This is a genomic window from Microcoleus sp. FACHB-831 (genome assembly GCF_014695585.1).
Lineage (GTDB): Bacteria > Cyanobacteriota > Cyanobacteriia > Cyanobacteriales > FACHB-T130 > FACHB-831.
This window is the reverse complement of sequence record NZ_JACJON010000060.1, coordinates 150,847-173,279: the sequence shown is the minus strand read 5'-3', so window position 1 is coordinate 173,279 and position 22,433 is coordinate 150,847. Positions and strand designations below refer to the sequence as shown.

Annotated in this window: 21 protein-coding genes and 1 tRNA gene; 8 read left to right on the top strand and 14 right to left on the bottom strand. The window is 45.0% G+C overall.

Annotated features, from left to right (window positions below; all coding sequences use genetic code 11):
* Positions 1-102 precede the first annotated feature (102 nt).
* The 3 genes from H6F77_RS17075 to H6F77_RS17065 form a co-directional block, all read right to left on the bottom strand.
* Complete coding sequence (locus H6F77_RS17075; protein WP_242022230.1) at positions 103-1,467, bottom strand: exostosin domain-containing protein; 1,365 nt, start codon at positions 1,465-1,467, stop codon at positions 103-105.
* Between the two features lie 414 nt (positions 1,468-1,881).
* Positions 1,882-3,840 carry an AAA-like domain-containing protein gene (locus tag H6F77_RS17070; RefSeq protein ID WP_190489735.1) on the bottom strand — a complete coding sequence of 653 codons (1,959 nt, stop codon included), beginning with the start codon at positions 3,838-3,840 and terminating at the stop codon, positions 1,882-1,884.
* Positions 3,797-5,167: an AAA-like domain-containing protein gene (locus tag H6F77_RS17065; protein WP_190489734.1), complete on the bottom strand. Its 1,371-nt coding sequence runs from the start codon at positions 5,165-5,167 to the stop codon at positions 3,797-3,799. Before H6F77_RS17065 ends, H6F77_RS17070 begins: the two co-directional genes overlap by 44 nt.
* A 680-nt stretch (positions 5,168-5,847) precedes the next feature.
* Between H6F77_RS17065 and H6F77_RS17060 the strand changes: the two genes are divergently transcribed.
* From H6F77_RS17060 to H6F77_RS17050, 3 genes are all read left to right on the top strand, one after another.
* Positions 5,848-6,267: a hypothetical protein gene (locus H6F77_RS17060; protein ID WP_190489733.1), complete on the top strand. Its 420-nt coding sequence runs from the start codon at positions 5,848-5,850 to the stop codon at positions 6,265-6,267.
* Entirely contained in the window at positions 6,248-6,706 is a 459-nt protein-coding gene (locus H6F77_RS17055; protein ID WP_199321377.1) for a hypothetical protein, read from the top strand. Before H6F77_RS17060 ends, H6F77_RS17055 begins: the two co-directional genes overlap by 20 nt.
* Positions 6,707-6,845: 139 nt before the next feature.
* Positions 6,846-8,636: a M23 family metallopeptidase gene (locus H6F77_RS17050; RefSeq protein ID WP_190489732.1), complete on the top strand. Its 1,791-nt coding sequence runs from the start codon at positions 6,846-6,848 to the stop codon at positions 8,634-8,636.
* Between the two features lie 66 nt (positions 8,637-8,702).
* Here H6F77_RS17050 and H6F77_RS27975 read toward each other — a convergent pair whose 3' ends face one another.
* The 3 genes from H6F77_RS27975 to H6F77_RS27970 all read right to left on the bottom strand — a co-directional run bounded on the left by H6F77_RS27975 (position 8,703) and on the right by H6F77_RS27970 (position 11,017).
* On the bottom strand, positions 8,703-9,206 hold the full coding sequence (locus H6F77_RS27975) for a YgiT-type zinc finger protein (RefSeq protein WP_242022228.1): 504 nt from the start codon (positions 9,204-9,206) through the stop codon (positions 8,703-8,705).
* 334 nt (positions 9,207-9,540) lie between these two features.
* Complete coding sequence (locus tag H6F77_RS17035) at positions 9,541-10,461, bottom strand: NAD(+) kinase (RefSeq protein WP_190489731.1); 921 nt, start codon at positions 10,459-10,461, stop codon at positions 9,541-9,543.
* A gap of 37 nt (positions 10,462-10,498) precedes the next feature.
* A complete protein-coding gene (locus tag H6F77_RS27970) occupies positions 10,499-11,017 on the bottom strand; it encodes a hypothetical protein (RefSeq protein WP_242022226.1) in 519 nt (172 codons plus the stop codon).
* Here H6F77_RS27970 and H6F77_RS27965 point away from each other — a divergent pair.
* The gene (locus H6F77_RS27965) at positions 10,998-11,318 is read left to right on the top strand and encodes a hypothetical protein (RefSeq protein ID WP_242022224.1); all 321 of its coding nucleotides are present in this window, start codon (positions 10,998-11,000) and stop codon (positions 11,316-11,318) included. The two genes, H6F77_RS27970 and H6F77_RS27965, sit on opposite strands and share 20 nt — an antisense overlap.
* A 48-nt stretch (positions 11,319-11,366) precedes the next feature.
* On the opposite strand, the gene sfsA is transcribed toward H6F77_RS27965, so the two are convergent.
* Positions 11,367-12,158, bottom strand: a complete 792-nt coding sequence (gene sfsA, locus H6F77_RS17025; protein WP_242022222.1) for a DNA/RNA nuclease SfsA — start codon at positions 12,156-12,158, stop codon at positions 11,367-11,369.
* 216 nt (positions 12,159-12,374) lie between these two features.
* On the opposite strand from sfsA, the gene murJ reads away from it, so the two are divergent.
* Complete coding sequence (gene murJ, locus H6F77_RS17020) at positions 12,375-13,976, top strand: murein biosynthesis integral membrane protein MurJ (protein WP_190489729.1); 1,602 nt, start codon at positions 12,375-12,377, stop codon at positions 13,974-13,976.
* A 240-nt stretch (positions 13,977-14,216) separates the two neighbouring features.
* Here the strand turns inward: murJ and H6F77_RS17015 are convergent, their stop codons facing one another.
* The 3 genes from H6F77_RS17015 to moaC form a co-directional block, all read right to left on the bottom strand.
* Positions 14,217-14,525, bottom strand: coding sequence for a DUF3181 family protein (locus H6F77_RS17015; RefSeq protein ID WP_190489728.1), 309 nt, complete (start codon positions 14,523-14,525; stop codon positions 14,217-14,219).
* An 82-nt stretch (positions 14,526-14,607) separates the two neighbouring features.
* Positions 14,608-14,928, bottom strand: a complete 321-nt coding sequence (locus H6F77_RS17010) for a 2TM domain-containing protein (RefSeq protein ID WP_190489727.1) — start codon at positions 14,926-14,928, stop codon at positions 14,608-14,610.
* A gap of 51 nt (positions 14,929-14,979) precedes the next feature.
* Positions 14,980-15,513 (bottom strand): cyclic pyranopterin monophosphate synthase MoaC, encoded by a 534-nt coding sequence (moaC, locus tag H6F77_RS17005; RefSeq protein ID WP_190489753.1) that lies wholly within the window; start codon positions 15,511-15,513, stop codon positions 14,980-14,982.
* A 46-nt stretch (positions 15,514-15,559) separates the two neighbouring features.
* Between moaC and H6F77_RS17000 the strand changes: the two genes are divergently transcribed.
* Positions 15,560-15,633, top strand: a tRNA-Arg gene (locus tag H6F77_RS17000).
* A 112-nt stretch (positions 15,634-15,745) separates the two neighbouring features.
* Here H6F77_RS17000 and H6F77_RS16995 read toward each other — a convergent pair.
* Positions 15,746-17,002 (bottom strand): MFS transporter, encoded by a 1,257-nt coding sequence (locus H6F77_RS16995; protein WP_190489726.1) that lies wholly within the window; start codon positions 17,000-17,002, stop codon positions 15,746-15,748.
* A 1,219-nt stretch (positions 17,003-18,221) separates the two neighbouring features.
* Here H6F77_RS16995 and H6F77_RS16990 point away from each other — a divergent pair.
* On the top strand, positions 18,222-18,563 hold the full coding sequence (locus H6F77_RS16990) for a hypothetical protein (RefSeq protein ID WP_190489725.1): 342 nt from the start codon (positions 18,222-18,224) through the stop codon (positions 18,561-18,563).
* 450 nt (positions 18,564-19,013) lie between these two features.
* On the opposite strand, the gene H6F77_RS16985 is transcribed toward H6F77_RS16990, so the two are convergent.
* The 3 genes from H6F77_RS16985 to H6F77_RS16975 all read right to left on the bottom strand — a co-directional run bounded on the left by H6F77_RS16985 (position 19,014) and on the right by H6F77_RS16975 (position 21,179).
* The gene (locus H6F77_RS16985) at positions 19,014-19,187 is read right to left on the bottom strand and encodes a hypothetical protein (protein ID WP_190489724.1); all 174 of its coding nucleotides are present in this window, start codon (positions 19,185-19,187) and stop codon (positions 19,014-19,016) included.
* Between the two features lie 89 nt (positions 19,188-19,276).
* Positions 19,277-20,275, bottom strand: a complete 999-nt coding sequence (locus tag H6F77_RS16980) for a glycosyltransferase family 2 protein (RefSeq protein ID WP_190489723.1) — start codon at positions 20,273-20,275, stop codon at positions 19,277-19,279.
* 187 nt (positions 20,276-20,462) lie between these two features.
* Positions 20,463-21,179, bottom strand: coding sequence for a C40 family peptidase (locus H6F77_RS16975; protein ID WP_190489722.1), 717 nt, complete (start codon positions 21,177-21,179; stop codon positions 20,463-20,465).
* Positions 21,180-21,239: 60 nt separating this feature from the next.
* On the opposite strand from H6F77_RS16975, the gene H6F77_RS16970 reads away from it, so the two are divergent.
* Positions 21,240-22,178, top strand: a complete 939-nt coding sequence (locus H6F77_RS16970; RefSeq protein ID WP_190489721.1) for a serine hydrolase — start codon at positions 21,240-21,242, stop codon at positions 22,176-22,178.
* The last annotated feature ends 255 nt before the right edge of the window (positions 22,179-22,433 follow it).

Genomic DNA, 22,433 nt, shown 5'->3' with positions numbered 1-22,433 from the left:
ACCTTCTCCATAATAATTTTCTTTGCAAGCAACCCCTCATGCCTATGCACGTCAGTTCACTAAGGAGATTTATGTTGAAACGCTGCTAACAAACTGAAGTTTCTAAATACCAGCGTTAGAAGTAGCTGTTGCTAATTCCGTGTTAGATGTATTGAACTTACCTCTTAGAGCATCCAACGATATGGCCAATTTAGGGTTTGATGCCTTGAGCTTATCTCTTAGAGCATTCAAAATAAAATTGTGAGGTAGTAAATATTCAAAGGCTGCCCGCGACTTCCTGCATACATCTGTAAATTCCTCGTCAGACATACTATCGTGAAATTCTTGGATAATATCTCCAATCCGATGCACTTGAGAGTAAGGAACTATAACGCTGAAATCTTCCCATTTTCCGAAGTCACCCAGATCTGGTAATTGCATATTAGTATCGATGATGACGGGAATCCGTCCGGCTGACATCACCTCATAGAGGCGAAAGGAGAAATTCTCGGTTCCGCGAACGCACAAAATGTATGCATTATCCTGCATATTTTGGATATACTCGTTTCTGGCGCGTTTCTTTTTCTCGTCTGTAGCTATAAAAAAGTGCCCGTCTCTTTGGATAAAAGATGTCTGTAGAGAGCGTGCCCTTAGTGCTTCTTTTATTGTCTTTTGCCTAACCCGTCGCGCAAGCGGTCCTCGCATCCCCAGGGTAAAAATCGTGTTTATAAGGGGACTACCTGCCATCACATTAACTATAAAATCTGGGAGTGGTAGATAACTAGATATAGAAGTTATTCGGCCTGAATATTGCGTTTCTCCCACAAATCCAATGGTCGGTATACGTGGCTTTTGTATCGGTGAAATCTTAGCCCCCAAATCGTAAAGCCATGCGGGCGTCGATATTCCTTTTTCCTCACTAGAGCCATAATTTGCCAGCGAAAAAACTATTTCTCCTTGCTTCGGAGTAAACTCCATAGCCCCCGTGAAAATTATCGGAGTGCGTCCTGAATCTAATACTTGGCGATTGAACTCGCGAACAGAACCAAGCATTCTGACATTATTATAATCTTGAAGCAAATGTGGCGTAGCAACAAGAGAGCCAGCATCTGCCAAATTATTAAACCGACGCACCTGGACTACTTCCTCTAATTTATTCCTAAGCAGGTTCCAAAACTCTAACTCAGGATTTGTGTCAGGTGGAGTCGCGTGCATGAGCAAGGGGATTGGGCGAATTTTCGGAAGTAGAAAATCCTCCTTTATCCATATTTCAAGAGGCTTTTTTAATTGGTGGCTCTCCTGCCTTGGTGGTAAAGATAACCTCGCTTTCTTGCCATGCTGAAGATCGCTTAGGGCAGGTGATTCATCAACGGGTCTTTTCTCTAGTGTTTCTCTTTCTAGATAGTAACTCCGCTCCAACTGATATTTTGTATCTGGGGATTCCCTTGTATTATCACTTCTATTAATTGGTAATTTTTGACCGTTCATTTTATTGATAATGCTTTAGATAGATGAGTTAATTTCTAATCTAAAGCCGTAGGTCAGCTGGTTTATCTAGCAAAAGTAATAAATTTTAACGTAATTTAATATACATGAACCTAGATAAATCAAACTATAGACAGATATTCACGTTTCCGGGTTAATATAAAAACAATAGAATATCATCCATCTCAAACAGTATCTTGGTCAAACCTAAAGAAAACCTTGCTCGCAGGAATTGAGACATAGAGTAGTCCTAGATGAACTTGCTGCATCAGGTGAGTAGCTTCAACTCAAGATGCATAAATATAGGTGGGGTGATGCTTGAGGAATCGTTTAGATGACGGATGCGCGATCGCGATCGCCTCTTGCTAGCTATAGACTGCAAGCTTTGTCCCAGAGGCCATAATTTCGCGTCTGCTTTTACTTCAGGCTAAAATTCTTTCTTACCTTTGAAGGATCTCTAAGTTGGCGCTGCATCAATTCAATGATACCTTCTTCTAAATCTTCCACTAAATCGAAAACAATAATACTACAGTCATCACCTTTAGCATCTTTATCGTTACGAAGATCCAGAGTATCGAAATATTTTACATTAACGCCTTTGCCCAGACCAACAATCAGAATTTTAACAAGACGGTGATCGTCAATTTTTAAGCAAGTTTCACTTATAAACTGCTCAAAAGCCAGAGTATCATCAAACTGCCCGTCAGTGTAAATAATAAAAAAAGCAGCTTTAGCACTACCCTCTTTAACGTCTTGGATAGTAACTTTGTCTCGGCCATTCATCCATATATTAAAGCAGTGACGCAGAGTAGGAACTACATAAGTGTTAGCATCAGGCCGATTTTCCAGAAATATATCTTCCACATTGTCTGGATTGGAAATTAAGTATACATTGCCTCTAAACTTATTCAAATTGAAAGTAGTAATATAAATTTGGTCGCACACTTTAACCTGTGATTCACTACCATCATCTCTTTCAAGAATAGTAGCTGTATGACCTGTAACTAACTCTTCTAAAAGCTTCCACCGAGTTTTTTCACCCCCATCCTTTTTCAGAGTTGATGCACTCTGGTCAATTAACATGAATACATCTCTATTGTAAATTCTGTTAAGCGGATCTGCCATGATGCCCTCCTGTAAGACTTCTTCCTTCTCTTTAACCCACTTCAAAGTAAATACTTGTTCGTAAATACGATTAGCAACTGTTAAGAACTCATCTTCGTTTCTAACAACTAAGCCTGATATTAGCAAATCCCAATGCTGTTGATTATTCTGTTCAAACCTAATTAGCTCTTTATTTAATATTCTTCTATAAAGCCTCAAGGCGGCAATTTTTTCAACTTTCTGGCTAGCATCCACCCTGATAAACCAATTTTCAATCTCTTCTAAATGCGATAATCTATATTGCCTATCTTGCCGCCTCCAATCTGTAATCACCCTAGCGATCGCCAGGTTATCGATATACTCCTTGACATCCTCGCTGTTTTGTATTCTACGCCCAACAGCAACTAAGTGGCAAAGAGCCTGAGTTAGAAACGGCTGACCTCCCGTCCACTCCAAGATAAAATAAATAACTTTAGCAGGATCGTTGGTAACTTCTTCCAATCCTTGCCACAGCGGTTCGCAATTGCTATCTTTAAGACTTCCTAGTTCGAGCCGCTCGCCTAAGTTTAAAGCAACCTTATAATCAGTTACCAAGTCGGAAGGTCTAGCAACTCCAAGAAGAACAACACCCAACCTCTTCATTGCAGCTGGACGATTGCTCTGCGAAAGAGACTTAATAAATCCAATAAAGCTATTCTGTTCCTTATAACCGATTAGATTTTGTATTTCGTCTATAAAAATAATGATTTTTTTATCATCTTTTCTTGTAAGTACTTGATCGACTATAAAATTCTTAAATCTCTGCTTAGGAGCAAGTTCTGGGGTTTCATTCCAACTAGAATTCAGCAGTTTAACCCAGTTATTATCAGAGTCTATATCTGAAATTTGTCTGCAAATTTCGTTGAGAAGGCTGTAATACAAAGTTTCGTCTGAATCAGCGCTACTGCTAAACTCCTGAAAGTCAAGCTGAATGCATATAAATTGCTCCGGCGGCAAATTTCCGATTGTCCTGATCATCAGGCTAGTTTTACCTGTTTGCCGGGGGGCTAAAATAAAACACAGCCGACTGGTAGCTCTTTCTAACTGGACAAATTGACGCAGTTTATTATCGGCATCTCGCTGTACATAAGTCAGTTCCGTTAGAGGTATCCCCCCAGCTTCAATACGATAAAAAGTGTTTAGACCATTACTACTACTCATCAGCCACCTGAAGATTATCTGCAAACTTTCAATGATGTTCTTGAAAGTATCTTTGGTATAGCGCGATCGCATTCACTCCATCATCCTCAATTTTAATCAATCCTGCCTTAGCTAGCTGAAATTTAGCCAGATCGTCATTGCAAATTTCACCCTTTAAAATTTTATGAAAGCAACGCGATAAGTTGTCGTTATTTTCCAGTACCTCCCTTGCTCTCGATAAATCATCCCAAAAAGGGCCATCTGGTTGAATTGCTTTGTGTTCTAGTTGTGTTAAAGTCATTCCTTGGCTAATTTGATAAAGCGATTGATTTATTAAAGCAGGATGTCCTCCCGTCAGCTTCATCAAAAAATCAACCTCAGATTCGCTCAAAGGCTGGGTTAATTCATATTTTGTAGATAGCTCTTGAATCTGATTTTTGCTAAATTCCTTCAACTCAACTACAGTCCCCACATTTTGCAGTACTGAGCCTCTAATTCCCAAAATTGAGTATGGTTCCGTAGAGTAAGCAATTACAACGCTAGGCCAAACAATGGGCGCTTGGCTTACCACCTTCATCCTTTTTTCATTCCAAGAACGCAGGAATTTTAAGAACGGATCTTGAGTTGGTTTGCCTAAAATTTCATCAATTCCATCTATAATCAACGTCTTCGACTGCTTAATTGGTAAAAATATATTATCGTTCAAATAATTAGCACATTTTAACTGCGGCGTTAAATTGTTCTGCCAATATTCTTGAATATCGGGCAAATCTTTTAAAGCATTAACGCCGCGAGTTTTGAGCGCCTCGCTAAAACTTTTGGCGATCGCGCTTGTAAACTGATACAACAATCTATCCAAATCGTTAAACACATCTGGATAAAAATCCTCATCGCTAGCTAAATCCACAAATCCAACTACATGATTTAATTGCCTCTCTAAAAAGTATTGAATTCTTCTCAGCAGCGAAGACTTTCCCATCTGCTTAGGCGCTCTAATTCTAATAAACGGGCGAGAACCTTCTCTACTTGCACCCGCCTTCAACTTTTGCATACAAACTTCATCAGCATCGCGTTTCAAATATAGCGGTGAATCGAGTGGTACAGTCCCCGTAAGTGGGGTGACTTCCTTACTAGCTTCAAGTTTATTGTAATCTCCATATCCTAACCAATTAATTTTATAGGGATTGTTGCCCTTACCTTCTCGCTCCATAGAGATAAGTCCTACTTCCTGCATTCGTAACAACTTTCTACGAGCAGTAGCAGTAGAACAATTTAAGGAATTTTCCTGGCAAAGTTTGGTAAAGTTGCTTTGGCTTATACAGATACTTCCTTTACCATTTATCAATTCTGACTGCAAAACATTCCAATACTCTTCTTCTTCAGCAGTTAACGGTTCTACTTTTTTAGGTTTTACAGCCATAAAATACTTATAAATGTCATATTTATTTATATTTTACTATCGTAAATTACTCTTAGCCAGGGTGCTTGTAAATTAATGCTTCACCTAATGCTTCACGTTTTGATAAATAATGCTTCATCAATGCATCGCCTTGATTCAATACACTGGTTTAATGCATCAAAAAGATGAAGTAATGAAATAGTGTTTTTTCCGGATAAGTGATTTATTAATAGAGGTATCTCCCATAAGAGTTCCCCCAAAAACGAAACAATAGAGTTTTTACTTTGCATTAGTTTGCGTTGTAACTATACGTGTAAGAGACGCGCCAATCGTTGCAAAAACGTGCTGCTACGGTTAGTCAATCCCCCAACCAGAGCGGCTTCGAGCTTCTACACCCAGCCAAGTTTAGACAAAAAAATACCATGAAAGATAAAAATATCAAACAGTTTAACAAGATTAAAACGTTGTAGTTGGTTGGCTTTCATCTATCACCCGACTGGTTCGGCAACAGCATTTCTTGTGGACAACTGCCCGCTCGCCAGACCGAACCTAACTAAGCAAGTCAAAAGGCAAAAAGCAAAAAAAGAAAACTTTAGGCTTCAAGACTTTTGGCTAGTGACTATAGACACATTAAATGTGGAACAGCTCACTAATTGTCCTGTATTGCCTTGCATTGATAATCGCGGCAAAACGCAAACAAGATGTTAACCCAAATTAAAACGCAAGCAGCCATGCTGAAAAATCTGCTGGCTGCTGGTGGTCTTCTGGCTGGTGGGTACCTGTTGGCGACTCTCGGCTGGTCGTTCAATCTACCAACTTTGGTAATCAGAGAGCGGATACCTGAATCTAATCGCAACCCCGTCTGCTCTGAAATTGTACAGCCGAAAGCGGTTCTATCGCGGGAGCAGTTAGCACAACTTATGACCGTTCCAGAGCGCAGCGCACGCCGCAAAGTGCAGGAAATCATCAAAGAGCCTTACTGTCGGTTGCCGAGTTTGAGCATTCGTGTAGGAGCGACGACCGAGCGAGAAATTTACCCCTTGGCGTTCGAGCCGCAAACATCGCTAGTCATTCTCTATGAGGGAGAAACGTTTGTAGGTTATGGATTTAAAAAGTCTTAGGGGGGGAATTGCAGCAGCGTTGGTGCTGCTGAATTTGGTCGGCTGCACGCAAAAAGCCCCAGCGGAAGCGTCCAGAGAAATACAGCTTTACCAGAAGTGGGAACTGCAACCAGGGGATGTGGTAGCTGGTCATGCCGTAGTTAGCGGACTTGGCGACTTGACAATTGCGTTGAATGGTAAGGCAGTGTATGCGCCGTTTGATGGTCGGGTGCAGCCTCACAGAGGAAATTGCGCGATTTTCTCCAGCGAAGAAGTGCCAGTTTATTTGTTCCGTATGTGCGGGCTGAAATCGCCTAACTACGGATTTCGGCGTGCGGGTGAAGCTCTCGGTAGTGCCAACGAGTTGCAATTTGCCGTGCTTAATAAGCAGCCGGATGGTAGGTGGGCGCTGGTTGAGCCGTCGAAAAAGCTTCTAGAGCAAATGTTGCAGCAACAGTAAACGGGTAATTGGGCATTGGCAGCCCCCATTCTCCATTCTCCATTACCCCTAATTCCCGTATGGGGCACCGAATTCCCGCTCTTGTAGAGACGGCGATATTCTCCCTTTAACCATTCCCTATTCCCCATTCACCATAAATATGAACTTTCGCATCATCCCTAAACTGATCGCTAGTTTTCTGATGCTTGTAGTTGGAAGTCAAACAGCCAAGGCTTCTTCAGTCGTGTCAGATGTAGCTGGACGCGATAGGGATGCAGTGATTTCTACTTCCAAAACTACTCCGTCGGCAATGTTAGATTTCGGCATGGAGGGCGATCGCCCCTTCGATTCGCAACCTGCGCCTTCTTCTGTGTCAAACGAGCGATCGCCTGTTTCTTCTTTGCCAAAGGTGAAGCCTCAAACCGATAAACCAAAACAGGGGCAAGGTATGTCTGCATCAACCTTATTTGCCTCGAAGAAATCCCCAGGTAGCATCGCCGTAGCAGCAGCTGAGGGCAATATGACTTATTCTGGCAAAGTTAGATCTATATATTTCGGTCATACAGATCCAGGCAACCACGTCACAAATAAGGGATTTTGCAGCTGGAATAAGGCTAAAAATATTTCCGTTGCTCAAGCAGATGAAAGATGTCTTGCAGCACTACAACGTCAATCTGCTGCAACGCATAGAAAGATGACAGCTATGGGGATTGACTCCAAACGTTACCCAGAAGCTTTGGTTAACGGAACTGACTTGTGGAACCAATCTAACTCGGCTGGCCCTAAGTTTGCGAGTAAGTACAAGAAAGCTTTGGATAAAGGAATGAAGGATAAAGAAGCTTTGCTCTTTGCTAGAGTCGAAGCATTCCGCGATCGCGGTGGTTCGTTAGATGCTAGCGGACTATTTGGCATCTGTAACAGAGAAGCTTATTACCGCGCCGAACTTACCGGACTTACTCCCTACTCAGAATCTTGGCGGTGGAATTGCATTGCTCTCGACCAGCGTAGGCGTGTCAGGGAAGTGGGTAAAGCTTTAAAACAGAATATGGGGGAAACAATTGCATCGCCGATTTTAGTTGCTTCCGCGCCAACAAAGGTCGCCCAAAAAGTGCAACGCGATCTGCGCTTCGCAGCAGCGCTTCGCGATCGCCAGCCAAAGCCAGCCACTTTTCTACCTAATTCCCCCGCGCTGAGTTTCGAGCCTGTCGTAGAGCCGCCGCCTATTCTAGTAGCTAGTGCGGGCAAATATTTGCCTGTCGTGCAACGTTCTGCGATCGCGCTCGTGAGCCAAGTCAGATCTGACACCCCCGCGCTGAGTTTTGAACCCGACGAGCCAGAGACAGTTCCAGCCATTTTACTAGAGCAACCCTCCGACGAAGGCAAAGTAGAACCGCCACCCAAGTTGCAACCGCTTACCCCTGCATCGGATAACAATGAGGCGACTGTTTCAGATATTGATTCCTGGACGCCCAACATGAAAAAGGCAGCCTACAAAGGTGATTATGTTGCCAGCTACACCGTGACATCCCCTTATGGTATGCGGATGCACCCCGTAACTGGAGGATACCGCTTTCATGGCGGAGTAGACTTGGCGACCCCCAGCGGTACCAACATCTACGCTATCGGCAAACCTGGAACCCAAACAAATTTGTGGTGTTGGACAGATTCCAAGGGAGGGGGACTGGTGGCGACGATGACATCTCCATCTTTGCCGTCGTTGAAGTTTGACGCTCTCCACTTATCTTGGTGCAAAGCAGATACAAACGGCCCCAAGATTAAGGTTGATGCTGGAAAAGTTGTTGGCGGTACTGGTAACACGGGACGCAGCACAGGCCCGCATTTACATTTTCAGGTAAAAGACCTTAAGAGTGGCAAGCGAATTTCTCCCAAAAAGGGACAAATTTCTTGGGTGTTAACTGGAAAAGAGCCTAAAAAATTATCCCAGAAGTAATAACAGTAATGAGCGATCGCGATTTGAGATAGAAATCGGCGATCGCCCTCTTGGGTTGCGCTATTCTCACAAAGGAAAGCTAGCCACTTCCACAAGACGTTCAACAGCCAAGGTTTTACGTTGTAGTTTAATGCGCTCGATTTCGTGAAGGGTTGCTGCCGTTAGGTATCTCTCGCCGCAATTAGGGCAACTCACCACTGGAATATTCTCTATCACCAGCAAGTCTTCCCCTTTACCATACGTCCTAGTAATCCTGCGGTTTTGTACACCTTCTTTGCGACAATAATGGCACACCATCTGGCATTTTCTTGGTTTTAAAGTATATGTCAAACTTAGCTTGGCGATTATCTCGACTTCCCCACCACCAACGGTTTCGCCTCTAATGCGGTATTTTGGTTCGCTTGTCGCCCTATCTTTTTGGCGTTCCAATACCTCACCTGTCATTATTCCTTGTTCGATGTCGTAGATTGTCAAACCGTCATCCTCCATCTCTTCTTTTGCGTGGAGTGTCCTCACATACTGTTGAGCGCCAATCTTCTGCCGTATGCGTTGTAAAATTTTGTCAAACATGACATTTATTTATTAAAAAACGACAACAGCCACTCAATACCTTTTAAAGTTGGTACTGAGTGGCTGTTGCCTTTCTCATATTTATCTATTAAATTGCTATTACCTTTTTTGAAAGGTATTGAGCCGCTGCTAAATCTATTATAGTATTACTTTTTTTGAAAAATAAATTCTTCACCTCTGGCGCGAGGCAAAACATTAATCACTCTTTTTGCACCCAGTCCACTTGGATTGGTTGTTTATTGTAAAGCCCCTCCTGCAATTAGAGAAGGGGCAACTAACTGCCTGCTTGATGGTTGAAGTCGCGCTGCGCTGTGCAGGTTTCGTTAGAGTATATTCAATTGCGGTGATTGTTGCTATACCTAATCCGCGCTCCTGCCCAAAGCAGCTTTTCTCGTAGCGTCTGGTAATAGGAATAGTTGTCCCGCAAGATAATAAATTTTGCCTGACAATTTGCCATACGGATGTCTACCCGCTGTCCCGGCCAAATGGAAGTAGCCATCACCCCATCCATCCACAGCTTGTTGCTTAACTCATGATCGGCTAAGGGCCAAATGCTGACAACCGAGCCAGAGGGGATGACAATCGGGCGGCTGGAAAGACTTAGAGGACAGATGGGGGTGACGATTATTCCCTCCATACCAGCATGGACGATGGGGCCGTTGGCAGAAATTGTATAACAGGTGGTGCCAGTAGGCGTCGCTACAAGTAGTCCATCACCCTGATATTGATCGACCACCTCGCCATCGATTTCCATCTCCAAGATGGAGGTGATCATGCGGTCAGCTGAGGCAGGCTTAACGCACATTTCATTGAGTGCGAGGTAGCGATCGCTCACAGGTTCCATATTTGTGCGATTCCCCTCAAACAATGCCGCCTGCAACATCATCCGCCGCTCGATCGCATAGCGATCCTCGCTTAGCCTGTCCCAAACCCGCTCTGTGTCTTTAAATTCCTCAAAGGCTTCGGTTAAAAACCCCAGATGCCCCCCCACATTTACGGCCAAAATCGGGATGTTATTCGCAGACAGATTGCGAGCCGCTGCCAGGGCCGTACCATCCCCACCCAGCACGATCGCCAGATCGATCTGATGTATTGAGGAAGCTAAAAAGACGGGATAGGGGTTATCCTTCGCCCCAGAAGGCCCCAATAATACTTGGCAATCGCGTTTTTCTAATTGCCGAGCGCATTTTTCTGCCCAGCTACGCGAGAGAGAATCGCCCGCTTTGTGTGCAATAATTACGTGCTTTAGTTGCACGAGGTTTCACCCCCAACCTCTTAAATTTCCGCCATTTCTAAGATTTAACCGCGAAGGTGCGAATGCTTTGCTCAAAGGCTGGCAAACGCTGCTCAAATTCCGACGCGGTAGTAGAATAAGTGACTAGCCAAAAGTTATCCCCTTCTTTGATGGCATAGAAAAGCTGTTTGACTTTCCCAGCCGCCGCCTTCGGTTGTGCAACAATTCGCCCAGCCTGATATTTATCCAGCGACACCACCTGTTTGTCCCCAACATCAAATTGAGTGGAGAGTTCCTTGCTGGCGGCTTCCATTAATTTTTCAATTGAGGTTCCTGGTGGAACGGGTGGCTTTCTGATGTTGACATTAGTTAAGAACCCCGATCTAACACTCTGGGGATCAAACGCCAACAGCGCAATACCTGAAGGATTTTGCTTGATCGGCTCTAGACCTTTTTCCAAGTCTGGATTGATAGCTTTTAACTTATTAGCGATCGCATCCATATCTGTACTTGGGTTCCCTCCCTCGAAGTTGCCTGGAAGGGACAGTTCGACACCGTTGCCTTGGATTTTCTTCAAACTTCCAACGGCTGCCGACGCTAACGGTGTTGCCGACGCTAACGGTGTTGCCGACGCTAACGGTGTTGCCGACGCTAACGGTGTTGCCGATGCTAACGGTGTTGCCGACGCTAACGGTGTTGCCGACGCTAACGGTGTTGTCGTTGCATCGGGCGTTACCGCTGCCGATGGTGATGTCGTCGCAGCGGGTGTTGTCGTAGACTGGGGCGTTGTCGTTGTACCGCATCCTACAACTGTACTCAGCAGCAGCAGACAAACAATCAGCCCCGTTTTTCGCTCGGTCATCCTACAATTCCTTTAGTGTTCGAGCAGTTGTTTTATAGTACACCGCTCATGTCTGGAATTCAGCCTAGCATAGGGGCGTTGGTGTCGGAGCTAATAAAGCTGGCGATCGCACTGGTAGAAATTCTGCTAATCCCAAGTAGCGAATACCCTCCGGCGATATTTCAAAGCGGCAAGGCAATACCTCTAAACCTTTGGCAACACCATCTCGCAACAACTGCCCGTAAACTGGATCTGCGCGATCGCCAGGGGCAAAATTATCGCAATCGCACCGATTTATAAAGTAAAACATCACCGATCTTGCTGCGGGAATTATTGCCATCAGTTCCCGCAGGTGCTTCTGTCCCCTGGTTGTTTCACTATCGGGAAATAAAGCTAAATTCCCCTCTGCCAATGTTGTGTTTTTGACTTCCAGATAAATTGGGCGGAAAGAATCATCCCCCGTCAGCAAAAAATCCACGCGGCTTCTTTTATCGCCACCATAGGCAACTTCCGTGCGAATTTGGCTGTAGTTGCCTAATGGAAATAAAAATTTTTCTAGCGCTAGCTTTACCACTCGATTTGGCAAAGCTGTATTGATACCCACCCAAGTTGGTGCATTATCGTAAACCTCGATCAATTCCCATGTATAGGCTAATTTGCGCTTAGGATTATCGCTGTACGACACTTGCACCGCACTACCAGGTGTGGAAACCCCCGTCATTGGGCCAGTATTAGGGCAATGAGCTGTAATTACCTCCCCTGTTGTTAGTTCAATATCGGCAAAAAAACGCTTGTAGCGTTTGAGCAAAATTCCAGGGTAGAGGGTTGGGTAACGATAGAGCCAATTCATTTTGTTTTGTCCAGTATCCTGAATCATAATTGCAAGATTCGAGATTAAATGTAATAGACCTATTGCAAAAGTCCCCGTTACCTTTTTACTTCTCCCCTGGCGGGGGAAGATTTAGCTCGCTCCCCCTACCCACGTTCGCAGGGGGAAGATAAAAAAGAATCTTTGAGCGCGGAGGGTTGGGGAGGGGTGACAGATTTTTTGCCAGAAGTCTAAACAGTTTACTGGAGCCATTGTTAACCGTTCGTGTCTGAAAACCAGAAAACCGCTCGTTCCCTGGCTGGAATTGCTGGGATTGTGGCTGTCGCCACGTTGATTAGTAAAGTTTTTGGGTTGGTGCGCCAACAAGCGATCGCTGCTGCTTTTGGCGTCGGTGCTGCTGTTGACGCCTATAGCTACGCCTATGTCATCCCCGGCTTTTTGTTGATCTTGCTGGGCGGTATCAATGGCCCTTTCCATAGCGCCATCGTCAGCGTACTCGCCAAACGAGAGAAATCAGAAGCCGCTCCCATAGTTGAAACTATCACAACTCTCGTCGGCGGAATCCTGCTGCTAGTTACCATCGTGGTAATTTTATTTGCAGGATTTTTTATCGACGCCATCGGGCCAGGGTTGAGTCAAGAAGTGAGAGCGATCGCTATTCTCCAACTTCAAATCATGGCACCAATGGCGGTACTTGCCGGACTCATCGGCATAGGCTTCGGAACCCTCAATGCTGCCGATATGTACTGGCTACCATCGGTTAGCCCTTTACTCTCCAGCATCACGCTCATTGGAGGCTTGGGCATTTTAGCTATCTATCTGGGCGACCAAATCAACGCTCCCCAATACGTCCAGTTGGGCGCACAGGTTTTAGCTTGGGGAACCCTCAGCGGCGCATTCTTGCAGTGGTTAGTGCAACTAAGCGCCCAATGGCGTGCAGGATTGGGTACATTACGCCTGCGGTTTAACTGGAAACAGCCTGGCGTCAATGAGGTACTTAGGGTAATGGGTCCAGCAACACTTTCATCGGGAATGTTGCAAGTCAACCTCTACACAGACCTATTTTTTGCCTCTAATATTCCTCAAGCAGCCGCCGCTATGAGTTATGCGGGGTTGTTAGTTCAAACGCCCCTGGGAATAATTTCAAACATGATTTTGGTTCCCCTCCTGCCCGTCTTTTCTCGACTAGCTGCACCAGAAAATTGGCCTGAATTAAAGATAAGAATTCGTCAGGGTTTGCTATTGACTGCGGTAACTATGTTGCCTTTAAGCGCGTTGATGGTGACGCTGGCATTCCCGATCGTACAAGTAATTTATCAGCGCGGAGCTTTTAAGTCTGATGCTTCCCAATTAGTTGGCTCAGTCTTAATCGCTTACTCGATTGGGATGTTTGTCTACTTAGGGCGGGATGTCCTAGTTCGGGTATTTTATGCGTTGGGCGATGGAGAGACACCATTTCGCATCAGTATTGTTAATATTTTACTCAATGCTGTCCTGGATTACTTTCTTGTTAAGCGTTTTGGTGCCCCAGGTTTGGTGTTAGCAACTGTGGGTGTAAATTTAACATCAATGGTGGTGCTGTTGTGGTTTTTAAATCGCAAGCTCAACGGTTTGCCTTTGCATGAATGGGGATTGCCTTTTCTGGCTTTAACTGGTAGCAGCTTTGTGGGTGGATTAGCCAGTTGGGGTGTCAGTTGGGGTTGCGAACAAACTTTTGGCAGCGGCAATTTGCTGTTGCAGTTGTTGCAGTTGAGTTTAGCGGGGATAGCTGGTTTGGGAGTATTTACGCTATTGGCGACGCGGTTAAATTTGCCAGAAGTGGATATGTTTATTTCCCGCCTGCGACAACGCTTTCTTAAAAAATAGGATGTTTGTTGGCATAGGCGATCGCCAGGAATATATAAATATATAGTGCGATCGCATATGCCATTCCCCACAAATTCAAATGGGAACCATCCAGGCGTCAAACCGATACCCCAGATGCTTCAACACCCTGTTTAAAAGTGGATATTCGTATCTTTTACGGTGTTTGCTACCTATGGGGAAGCAGTACCAGTTTAGAGCGATCGCATCCTCCTCTTCGTAAAGTATGCTGCTCTAATTTGTCTACAACTTGCGCTGATATTCCTCTAGAAGATCCATCAGGCTAACTTGGCACTGCATAGGTACCAAGTCTGCTAAGGTAACTTCGCGCTTACCACCGCCCAATTTAACGGGGATATTTTGAAGAATTTGCTGCACGCGGTCTTCTTCTAAAGAATTATTAGTTAGCAGGGGATATAGCTGTTCTGCCAAAACAGTGTGCAAATGGGCATCCCGTAAATAGAGATGCCACTTGGCAACGTCGATGTAAACGTTTTCGCCTATTTCAGCGGCTAGTGCTTCGATTGATTCGCTAGTGTTTTTGGTAGCCATAGGATTTATTCTCCGGATACTGAAATGTGTTTTGCTTGCTTTTGGCATAACGCAGTTACAACCAAAAGCAAGCTTATGGGGTCTATTTTTTGGTAGGTTTTTTTGACTTAGTTTTGGGCTTGGGCTGGAAACCCATAGGAGCTGCGGCTAAAGATTCGGTAACAGGGTTAGAGTAATCTGCGATCGCAAAGATATAAACTGCATGAGCGGCTAATAACAGCGCCCAACTGCCTGTTACCCAAATCGCCCAAGGCCATGTAGCCTTCTCCAAATTGTGGAAAAACCACAAGCCAGAATTACAAGCTGCAAAAATCCCAACGTGGACGGCGAAATTCATTCGGTCATCCAAGCGGCGATAAGCTGGATCGTTGCGGTCTGGTTTACGGGGCCAACGAGGAGGCATACAAAAACTTCTCTGAAAGGTCGATAGAACCGAGCAGGTTCTATCTCCATTTTAGGATTCTCCTGTATAGGCGCTGCTGCTTTTATCTTCCTCTCGGAGGTAATCTCCCGATTTCCCGCCAGTCTTGCTCACTAGGCGAATTGATTCGATAACCATTCCCTTTTCTAGGGCTTTTGCCATGTCGTACAGCGTGAGTGCGGCGACTGAGACGGCTGTCAGCGCTTCCATTTCCACCCCCGTTTCTGCCTTGGTGATGACTTCGGCGCGAATCTGATATCCGGGCAAGTGGGAGTCAGGTGTCAGCGATACTTCTACTTTACTGATGGGTAAGGGGTGACACAGGGGAATTAGCTGCGATGTCTGCTTTGCGGCCATAATTCCTGCAATTCTTGCGGTTGCCAGTACATCGCCTTTAGGGGCGTTCCCCGTTTGAATCGCCTCCAGGGTGGCGGCTGACATCCGCACTTGGGCTGCGGCGACTGCGTGGCGACGAGTTGGCTCTTTGGCGGAAACGTCCACCATTCGGGCTTCGCCTTGGGAGTCTAGATGAGTTAGTTGTGGATTTTGAGAAAAATTTTGCATCATTTGCATCATTCTATTTGTATGTGCTACTATTAATTTCGGTGAGCAAGGGCTTGTAGCTTAGTGGATTAGAGCGTGTGGCTACGGACCACAAGGTCGGGGGTTCGAGTCCCTCCAAGCCCGTTAATAAGGTAAAAGCAAAAGGCAAAAGAGACAATCTTTTGCCTTTTGCTTTTTTTACAATTAAGGTGGGCATTACCCACCTTAGTGGGGAGCGATCGCCCAGCCTAATCACTCACTTATTGAAGGCGTAAATATCTTTTTCCCTGCCAAGAGCAAACCTGAAGGAATGGGGTAAATTTTTGCTCGATTGGGTGATAAAAACAATTAGTGCTAAGAACGATAACCCAGTGGCGATCGCAAATATACTTCGGTATCCCAATACATCGGCAAAAGAACCGAAAACTGGCCCGGCGATCGCTATCCCTACATCAAAACCAGTAATGCACAATGCAAAGATTTTCCCTCGTTCTTCGGGTGAGGAACGGTCGGAAATCAATGCAATCATCATAGGCATCAACGTTCCCGCGCCTGCACCTTCTAAAAAACCCCCCAGCAAAAATGCGATCGCACTTGTTGCAAGAGAAAGCATCAGCATTGCTAGGGCATACGATAATATGCTGGCGGTGATAAACACTCCCCGTCCGTAGCGGTCGGAAGCCCTACCAGCAAACAACCTTACGCTAAAACTGGCGATCGCTGCTGCTGTATAAAACAACCCAGGATTTAAGTCAACTTTGGCATCCTTTATATACAAAGGCACAAACGTACTCAACGCACCAAATGCCAACCCAATCAGCAGCAACACAATCGCCGGAACTCGCAGGCGATCGCTTGCCAACAACCGCCAGAACTGCTTCTGTTGTGCTGACTCTGGTGCAGATACTGTCGAATTATCTTCTTTCTCCCCAGCGATACGCGATTCCCTGACTTGACTGATACCAACTAAACCGACCAATCCCAAACCAGATGTAAGCAGAAACAACGGCACGTAGCCAGCGCCAGCCTGTACAAAACCACCAATGGCTGGCCCTATCGCCATTCCAATGGGCGTTACTAAGCTCATATAGCCAATCAACTCGCCGCGCTGCATCTTTGGCGATAAATCCACCACGAGGGCGCTGTAACCAGTAGTAAACGCCGCAAGGCTAATGCCATGAATTGCCCGCAGCACTATCAACAGAGGAATTGACTTGGCAAACAGATAGCCCAGAGGAGCGATCGCGCACACCGCCATGCCAATCAGCAACACCAATTTCCGACCGCCTCGACGATCCGCCAAGCGCCCCAGCCACGAACGACACGCAATCAGCCCTATGGCAAACGCACCTATCACAATGCCAATCTGTTGCGTCGTCCCGCCTACATCCTCCACATACAGCGGTAGCGTCGGCAGTAACGACGCTATGCTGGACCAAAATAATAGCCCAGAGGTAAATAAAACCAGCAGGTTGCGGCGCTGCGGTGCTTCCAGCGTCCCAAAAACTTTCAAAGCTTAATTCCTTCTTAACTATTACGCTTTCCTTTGGTTACTATTTTTACCCTTTGGGCCAAGAACTTCCCTCACCCAATAGGGTGGGCTGTTGAACAAGTTAAAGGTTAAAAGCGTGTCAGGCAAATTAAACCCGAACAACTTAGCAGAGCAGTTATGGAAAATTTTCCATAACTGGGCGTTGCTGAATCGGGGTATGAAACAGATCGGTTGAAAATCAAAAAGCTTTGTGGACGTTGGTTTTTATGACTGGCATATTTAGCCTTTCATACCGTAAATCAGCAACGCCGCAATTTGCAGCACGCAAGGTTTAGCTGCACATCCAACACCGTCTAAACCTATAGGTTTGTATAAAGCTCTACACGAGGTCAGCGCTAAAACTTCGCAGCGTTCAATTACGGTGCGACCATTCCCTAAAAGATACAAACCGCGATCGCGCCGTGAGTGATACCGAATCCTGTAGTTCTATCAAACCAGGACTTAATGAATTGTGACTGATGCTTGCGCGTCCTGGTCAACTGTTCCAACACAATCCAGGGCAACTCCCTACCCAATCGCTTCAATCAACTGAGGAGGTACTTCAACCTCCGCGCTGATTTTAACCTCCGCGCTGATTTTAGACGCTGACAGAAACCGTAAAGTCTTCAGATACTGCAAGAACTACACAATAACACTGTTTAATACAACAATTATTTAGTGTGCTGGAGAATTACTGATATATGTTAATCAAAAGCTTATTGTTAATTGTTTTCAGGCTTTTTAGCTATGCGGTGAATAAGGCAAAAGTTGGAGCAAAATGTCAGTTTTTAAAGCTCTCAGCTTATTAATTTAAGCTATTACTTACTGAGCTTAAAAAAGCAATAAAAATAAAATTTTTAAGCTTACAAGCTTTGTCCAACATGGATCTAAAAATTATTTATTAGTATAAATAGGAGGTTGTCAAGTAAAATAGGAGGTTGTCAACTGTTTTTACCTGACAACCTCCTATTTTAGGATAAATTTCTAAAAGATTTAAAAAAAAATGCTCAACTCACAAGAACTATGCTAGTATTACCGATAGATGCTACATAGCCCAATTTAAGTGTTTAGACACTATTTAACACTCCTGCTACTAGAACTCTTGCTAGCTAGAAGGTGTTAATGATGTATCTAAATACAGGTAAACCATTGAGTTTTACGAAAGCTGGAAAATCGCTAAATTATTGAACAGGAGCCAACCATGAGCGTCAATAGAAATATGAATTGCAAAATCATTCTGGTAAATTTCATACAAGTTAACTGCAAGCAAGAAACTAGAAGACAAGAAGCAAAACCTACAGCAAGAGCTAGCAGTGGTGCAAAAAAGGTTGTTAGACAGGTTCCTCCGGAGTCGGTAAGCAAACTTATAGAAGCTCTGACAGATATGATAGAAATCGTGCCAGCTTGTTTAAAAGACTTGCAAAAGAGTCAAGAAACACCTTTCAGTAAGGCGGAGGAGGTGCAACTAGAACTATTCAATTTTGATCGTGTTGCAAATGCATCAGTTAAAGCGGTTAAAAAAACAAAAACCATAAGAAATTAGTAACTCTCCAGTAAACTAGAGAGTTGGTTAAGCCCCAGGCTTATTACGCAAGCAAAGCCATGAATTCTAAGTACAAAGTTAGTCACGGATTATACCGAAAAATGACATCGTGACCAAACCCCAAAAAATCACAGAAAATCGCAGTCAGTCCCTACGCCGAAAGGTGACACCCTTCTCCAAAAATTGATTGTGGTTGAGTGCGATTAATCACACCAAAAACCTATGTAGAATGTCCGTTTCAGTGATTTAATTGTCACGTTTGTTAAGTCCTACTTAGTCAAAGATTAAGTTTTGTAGCCCCGAAAAAATCGCTGAAGTGCTAACTCTATGCAGAGCAAGCATTTCAGCGATTTTGGTGTAGTCTTAGTTAGATAAAGAGGCGTTGCTGAATCTAGGGATGAATCTTATAGGATGAGCATCTTGCCCGTCCCAAAAATTCAGGTTTTCAACTCAGGCAAAATTAAAAATCATCCCCCAAATCAGCAACGCCTCCCTCCATAACTGCTCTAGGCAAAAGTAGGTAGCGTGGTTACTGCGTTTTACGGGTAGCGGCGATCGCAATGTAGGAATATCACGCAAGACAGCTATTGAATAATTCGGCGATCGCGGCTTCTGGTATGCCAAGTTGGTGAGCAAGGATGGAAAATACTGCTACCAGAGCAGTTATGGAAAATTTTCCATAACTGCTCTAGGCAAACACACCGCGCCTCGACCTACTGTTTTGGCTCCACAACTTCCCTTACCCTGTAGATTGGTCTGCCCTGAGATTCGTGATAAGTTCGCATCAATAGCTCCGCCAGCAGCCCAAAACTAAACAACTGCACGCCTGCCAACAACAGCACAACCGCCAAAATTAATAGAGGTCGATGACCGATACTCTGTCCTAACCCCAGTTTTAGAAAAGTCAGATAGCCGCCCAACAACGTCCCCGACACTATGGAAATTAGGCCAAACCAACCAAATACGTGCATGGGACGTGTCAGAAATTTCTTCATAAACCAGATAGTTAGCAAATCCATAACTACCCGGAAAGTCCGCCCCAAGCCGTACTTACTGCGACCATACTGGCGGGCATGATGAAGCACGGGCATTTCGGCAATTTTCGCGCCTTCGATGTATGCTAATGCAGGCAAAAACCGATGTAACTCGCCATACAGATTCATGTCTGCAACAAGTTCCGTTCGATAGGCTTTGAGGGAACAACCGTAGTCATGCAAATCCACGCCCGTCACCCGCGCAATCAGCCAGTTAGCGATTTTGGAAGGAAGCAGGCGAGTAACTGCGGCATCTTGCCGATTTTTACGCCAACCACTCACCAAGTCGTAACCTTCATCTAATTTTGCTAGCAGTCGCGGGATATCAACTGGGTCATTTTGCAAGTCGGCATCCAAGGTGACAATCGCCCCGCCTCGTGCATAATTAAACCCAGCTGCCATTGCTGGTGTTTGACCGTAGTTGCGACGCAGCAGCACTGCTTTTAAATCGCTGCGGTTTTGTGCTAACTGCTTGAGCAATTCCACCGAACCATCAGTTGAGCCATCATCGACACAGATTATTTCATAGGTCAATCCAGCCGAAGTTAAAGTAGAAGCGATCGCCTCTATCAAATGCGGCAAACTCTCCACTTCGTTATATATCGGCGCTACTACCGAGACAGATGGAACTGACGAAGCAGCGCCATTCTGACGAACCAATCTTTCAGGAATTAACATTTCTACCTCACACCACAAAGTAATTTTGGATTTTAGATTTTGCGGAGGTCGGAGTTTCTCCGCAGGGATGATTTTGGATTAACAGAACTAAATGGTTTCTGTGTTGCTCCCCTTCGGCGCGAAATGCTTTGCAAGGAGAATACAAAATGCGCTGGGTGGAAGCGGATGTTCAGACTAAATCTACGATCTAAAATCTTGATGGCTGATAACTCGCCACTACTCGCCCAGCCCTACGCAGTTGCTGATAATAAGATCTACTGATAGTATCTGCCTGTTCCGAAAGCTGGTTAATTCCAATTCCATTACGCCCTTGTTCTTTTCCAGAACTATGTATATAACATCCTTCTCCCAAATAGAGTCCTACGTGGGTTGTTTTCTCAACTGTCCCAAAGAAGATGAGATCCCCAGGCTGTAGTTCTTCCATAGCGATCGCGGCTGTAAAATCTTCTTGCTGATAAGAATCTCTTGGCAACCAAATCCCCACGCTTGCAAAAGCTGCCTGCATCAGCCCAGAACAGTCATAGTTTGGCCCCACCGTGCCTCCCCACAGGTAATAATTAGGGTGTTTTGCGGCTTCGTGGGTAAAGGCGATCGCCTGCGGTAATCTTTCTCTAATTTCTTCGGGTTGTAGCGCGATCGCTCGATAGTGGCTTGTCGCCTCTTCAATACCTTCCAAGTCTGCGATCGCTACCCACCCTGAATAATCATCCTCGCATAGGCAAACTTCTACAGCTTTATCTTCATTTATCGATAAGATTCTCAAGTGGCGTCCGACAGCAGCCTGTGTTGCCAAACGATCGCAGTTGGGGGAATCATAAACATTCAGATTAACTGCACATTGATACTCATTGGGGTGAGCTAGGTCAGAGGGTATGATTGCTTTTACTTGCTCGAAAGACACCATCTTTGGTCTAATCCGACTCCTCAAAATAACAACTAACAACTAACAACTAACAACTGAACAATGACATTTTTTCGTACAGACGAACAACTAGATCGCCTTGGCAAAAGCATCCTGGAAAAAACTAGGACAGAATTTCCGGGATTAGCACCCGACCGAATTGCCCTTACATGGATAGTCTATGACCAGCCAGTCGCTGTGAATACTGGTGGGGCACTTTCTCCAGAAGAATTCTGGAAATACTCAGTAAGAGGATTTAGCCATCGCGGGGGCGATCGCATCTACCCAGCTAGCATCGTGAAACTGTTCTATTTAGTCGCAGTGCAAGAGTGGCTGGAAAAAGGAATGCTCCAGAGTTCTTCTGAATTAGAAAGAGCCATCCGCGATGCGATCGTTGATTCTAGTAACGACGCCACCAACTTAATTGTGGATGTTTTAACTGGTACTACTAGCGGTCCAGAGTTACCCGAAGGGCCATTTGAAACATGGAAATCTCAGCGCAATTTTGTCAATCGCTACTTCAAATCCCTTGGCTGGCCGGAGTTAGAGGCAATTAATGTCAACCAAAAAACTTGGTGTGATGGCCCTTACGGTCGAGAACGGGCTTTTTTGGGGGAGATGATGGAAAACCGGAACATGGTGACGACGAATGCAGTAGCTCGGTTGCTACACAGTATTGTAGGTGGCATCGCGGTTTCGAGTACGCGATCGCAAGCTATGATGGCTCTGATGAAACGCAGCCTCACCCCAGTAGAGTTACCTCCTGGCGAAGAAAATCAAGTAATCGGTTTTCTCGGTGGCGGTCTCCCTGAAGATGCCCAAGTGTGGTCTAAAGCTGGTTGGACTAGCAAAGTCCGTCACGATGCGGCTTACATAGAACTACCCAACCGCCAACCTTACCTGTTAGTAGTCTTTACCGAAGGCAAAGAACATAGCCAAAACAAATCAATTTTGCCCTTTGTCTCCAAACAAGTAGCGATCGCAATGGATAATCTTAGCTAGCTTACAGAGGCAAACGGCGCATCAGCCATAGAGTTTTGCGTAGGAGATATTAATTAAACGTGCTACTGGGCGCAGCTAACAAAACTCCCTTTCTCTAGCAATTTCCAACTCTCTCTAGTAAAGTTTCTGCCTCGGTGGGTAGCGGAAATTCGGCAAATTTTTTAAAGTAACGGCAGGAGGATTAGTTACTGAGGGCGAATTTAAACGAAAATAGCCTATAAAGTTGGCTTTTGTGACTTTGTGACACCATTGTTG

What these genes read in the sequence shown, in the direction of transcription:
- H6F77_RS17075 (WP_242022230.1), bottom strand. Translation starts at nt 1,467, where the DNA reads ATGAACGGTCAAAAATTACCAATTAATAGAAGTGATAATACAAGGGAA.
- H6F77_RS17070 (WP_190489735.1), bottom strand. Translation starts at nt 3,840, where the DNA reads ATGCGATCGCGCTATACCAAAGATACTTTCAAGAACATCATTGAAAGT.
- H6F77_RS17065 (WP_190489734.1), bottom strand. Translation starts at nt 5,167, where the DNA reads ATGGCTGTAAAACCTAAAAAAGTAGAACCGTTAACTGCTGAAGAAGAA.
- H6F77_RS17060 (WP_190489733.1), top strand. Translation starts at nt 5,848, where the DNA reads ATGTTAACCCAAATTAAAACGCAAGCAGCCATGCTGAAAAATCTGCTG.
- H6F77_RS17055 (WP_199321377.1), top strand. Translation starts at nt 6,248, where the DNA reads ATGGATTTAAAAAGTCTTAGGGGGGGAATTGCAGCAGCGTTGGTGCTG.
- H6F77_RS17050 (WP_190489732.1), top strand. Translation starts at nt 6,846, where the DNA reads ATGAACTTTCGCATCATCCCTAAACTGATCGCTAGTTTTCTGATGCTT.
- H6F77_RS27975 (WP_242022228.1), bottom strand. Translation starts at nt 9,206, where the DNA reads ATGTTTGACAAAATTTTACAACGCATACGGCAGAAGATTGGCGCTCAA.
- sfsA (WP_242022222.1), bottom strand. Translation starts at nt 12,158, where the DNA reads ATGATTCAGGATACTGGACAAAACAAAATGAATTGGCTCTATCGTTAC.
- H6F77_RS17015 (WP_190489728.1), bottom strand. Translation starts at nt 14,525, where the DNA reads ATGGCTACCAAAAACACTAGCGAATCAATCGAAGCACTAGCCGCTGAA.
- H6F77_RS17010 (WP_190489727.1), bottom strand. Translation starts at nt 14,928, where the DNA reads ATGCCTCCTCGTTGGCCCCGTAAACCAGACCGCAACGATCCAGCTTAT.
- moaC (WP_190489753.1), bottom strand. Translation starts at nt 15,513, where the DNA reads ATGATGCAAAATTTTTCTCAAAATCCACAACTAACTCATCTAGACTCC.
- H6F77_RS16990 (WP_190489725.1), top strand. Translation starts at nt 18,222, where the DNA reads ATGAGCGTCAATAGAAATATGAATTGCAAAATCATTCTGGTAAATTTC.
- H6F77_RS16980 (WP_190489723.1), bottom strand. Translation starts at nt 20,275, where the DNA reads ATGTTAATTCCTGAAAGATTGGTTCGTCAGAATGGCGCTGCTTCGTCA.
- H6F77_RS16975 (WP_190489722.1), bottom strand. Translation starts at nt 21,179, where the DNA reads ATGGTGTCTTTCGAGCAAGTAAAAGCAATCATACCCTCTGACCTAGCT.
- H6F77_RS16970 (WP_190489721.1), top strand. Translation starts at nt 21,240, where the DNA reads ATGACATTTTTTCGTACAGACGAACAACTAGATCGCCTTGGCAAAAGC.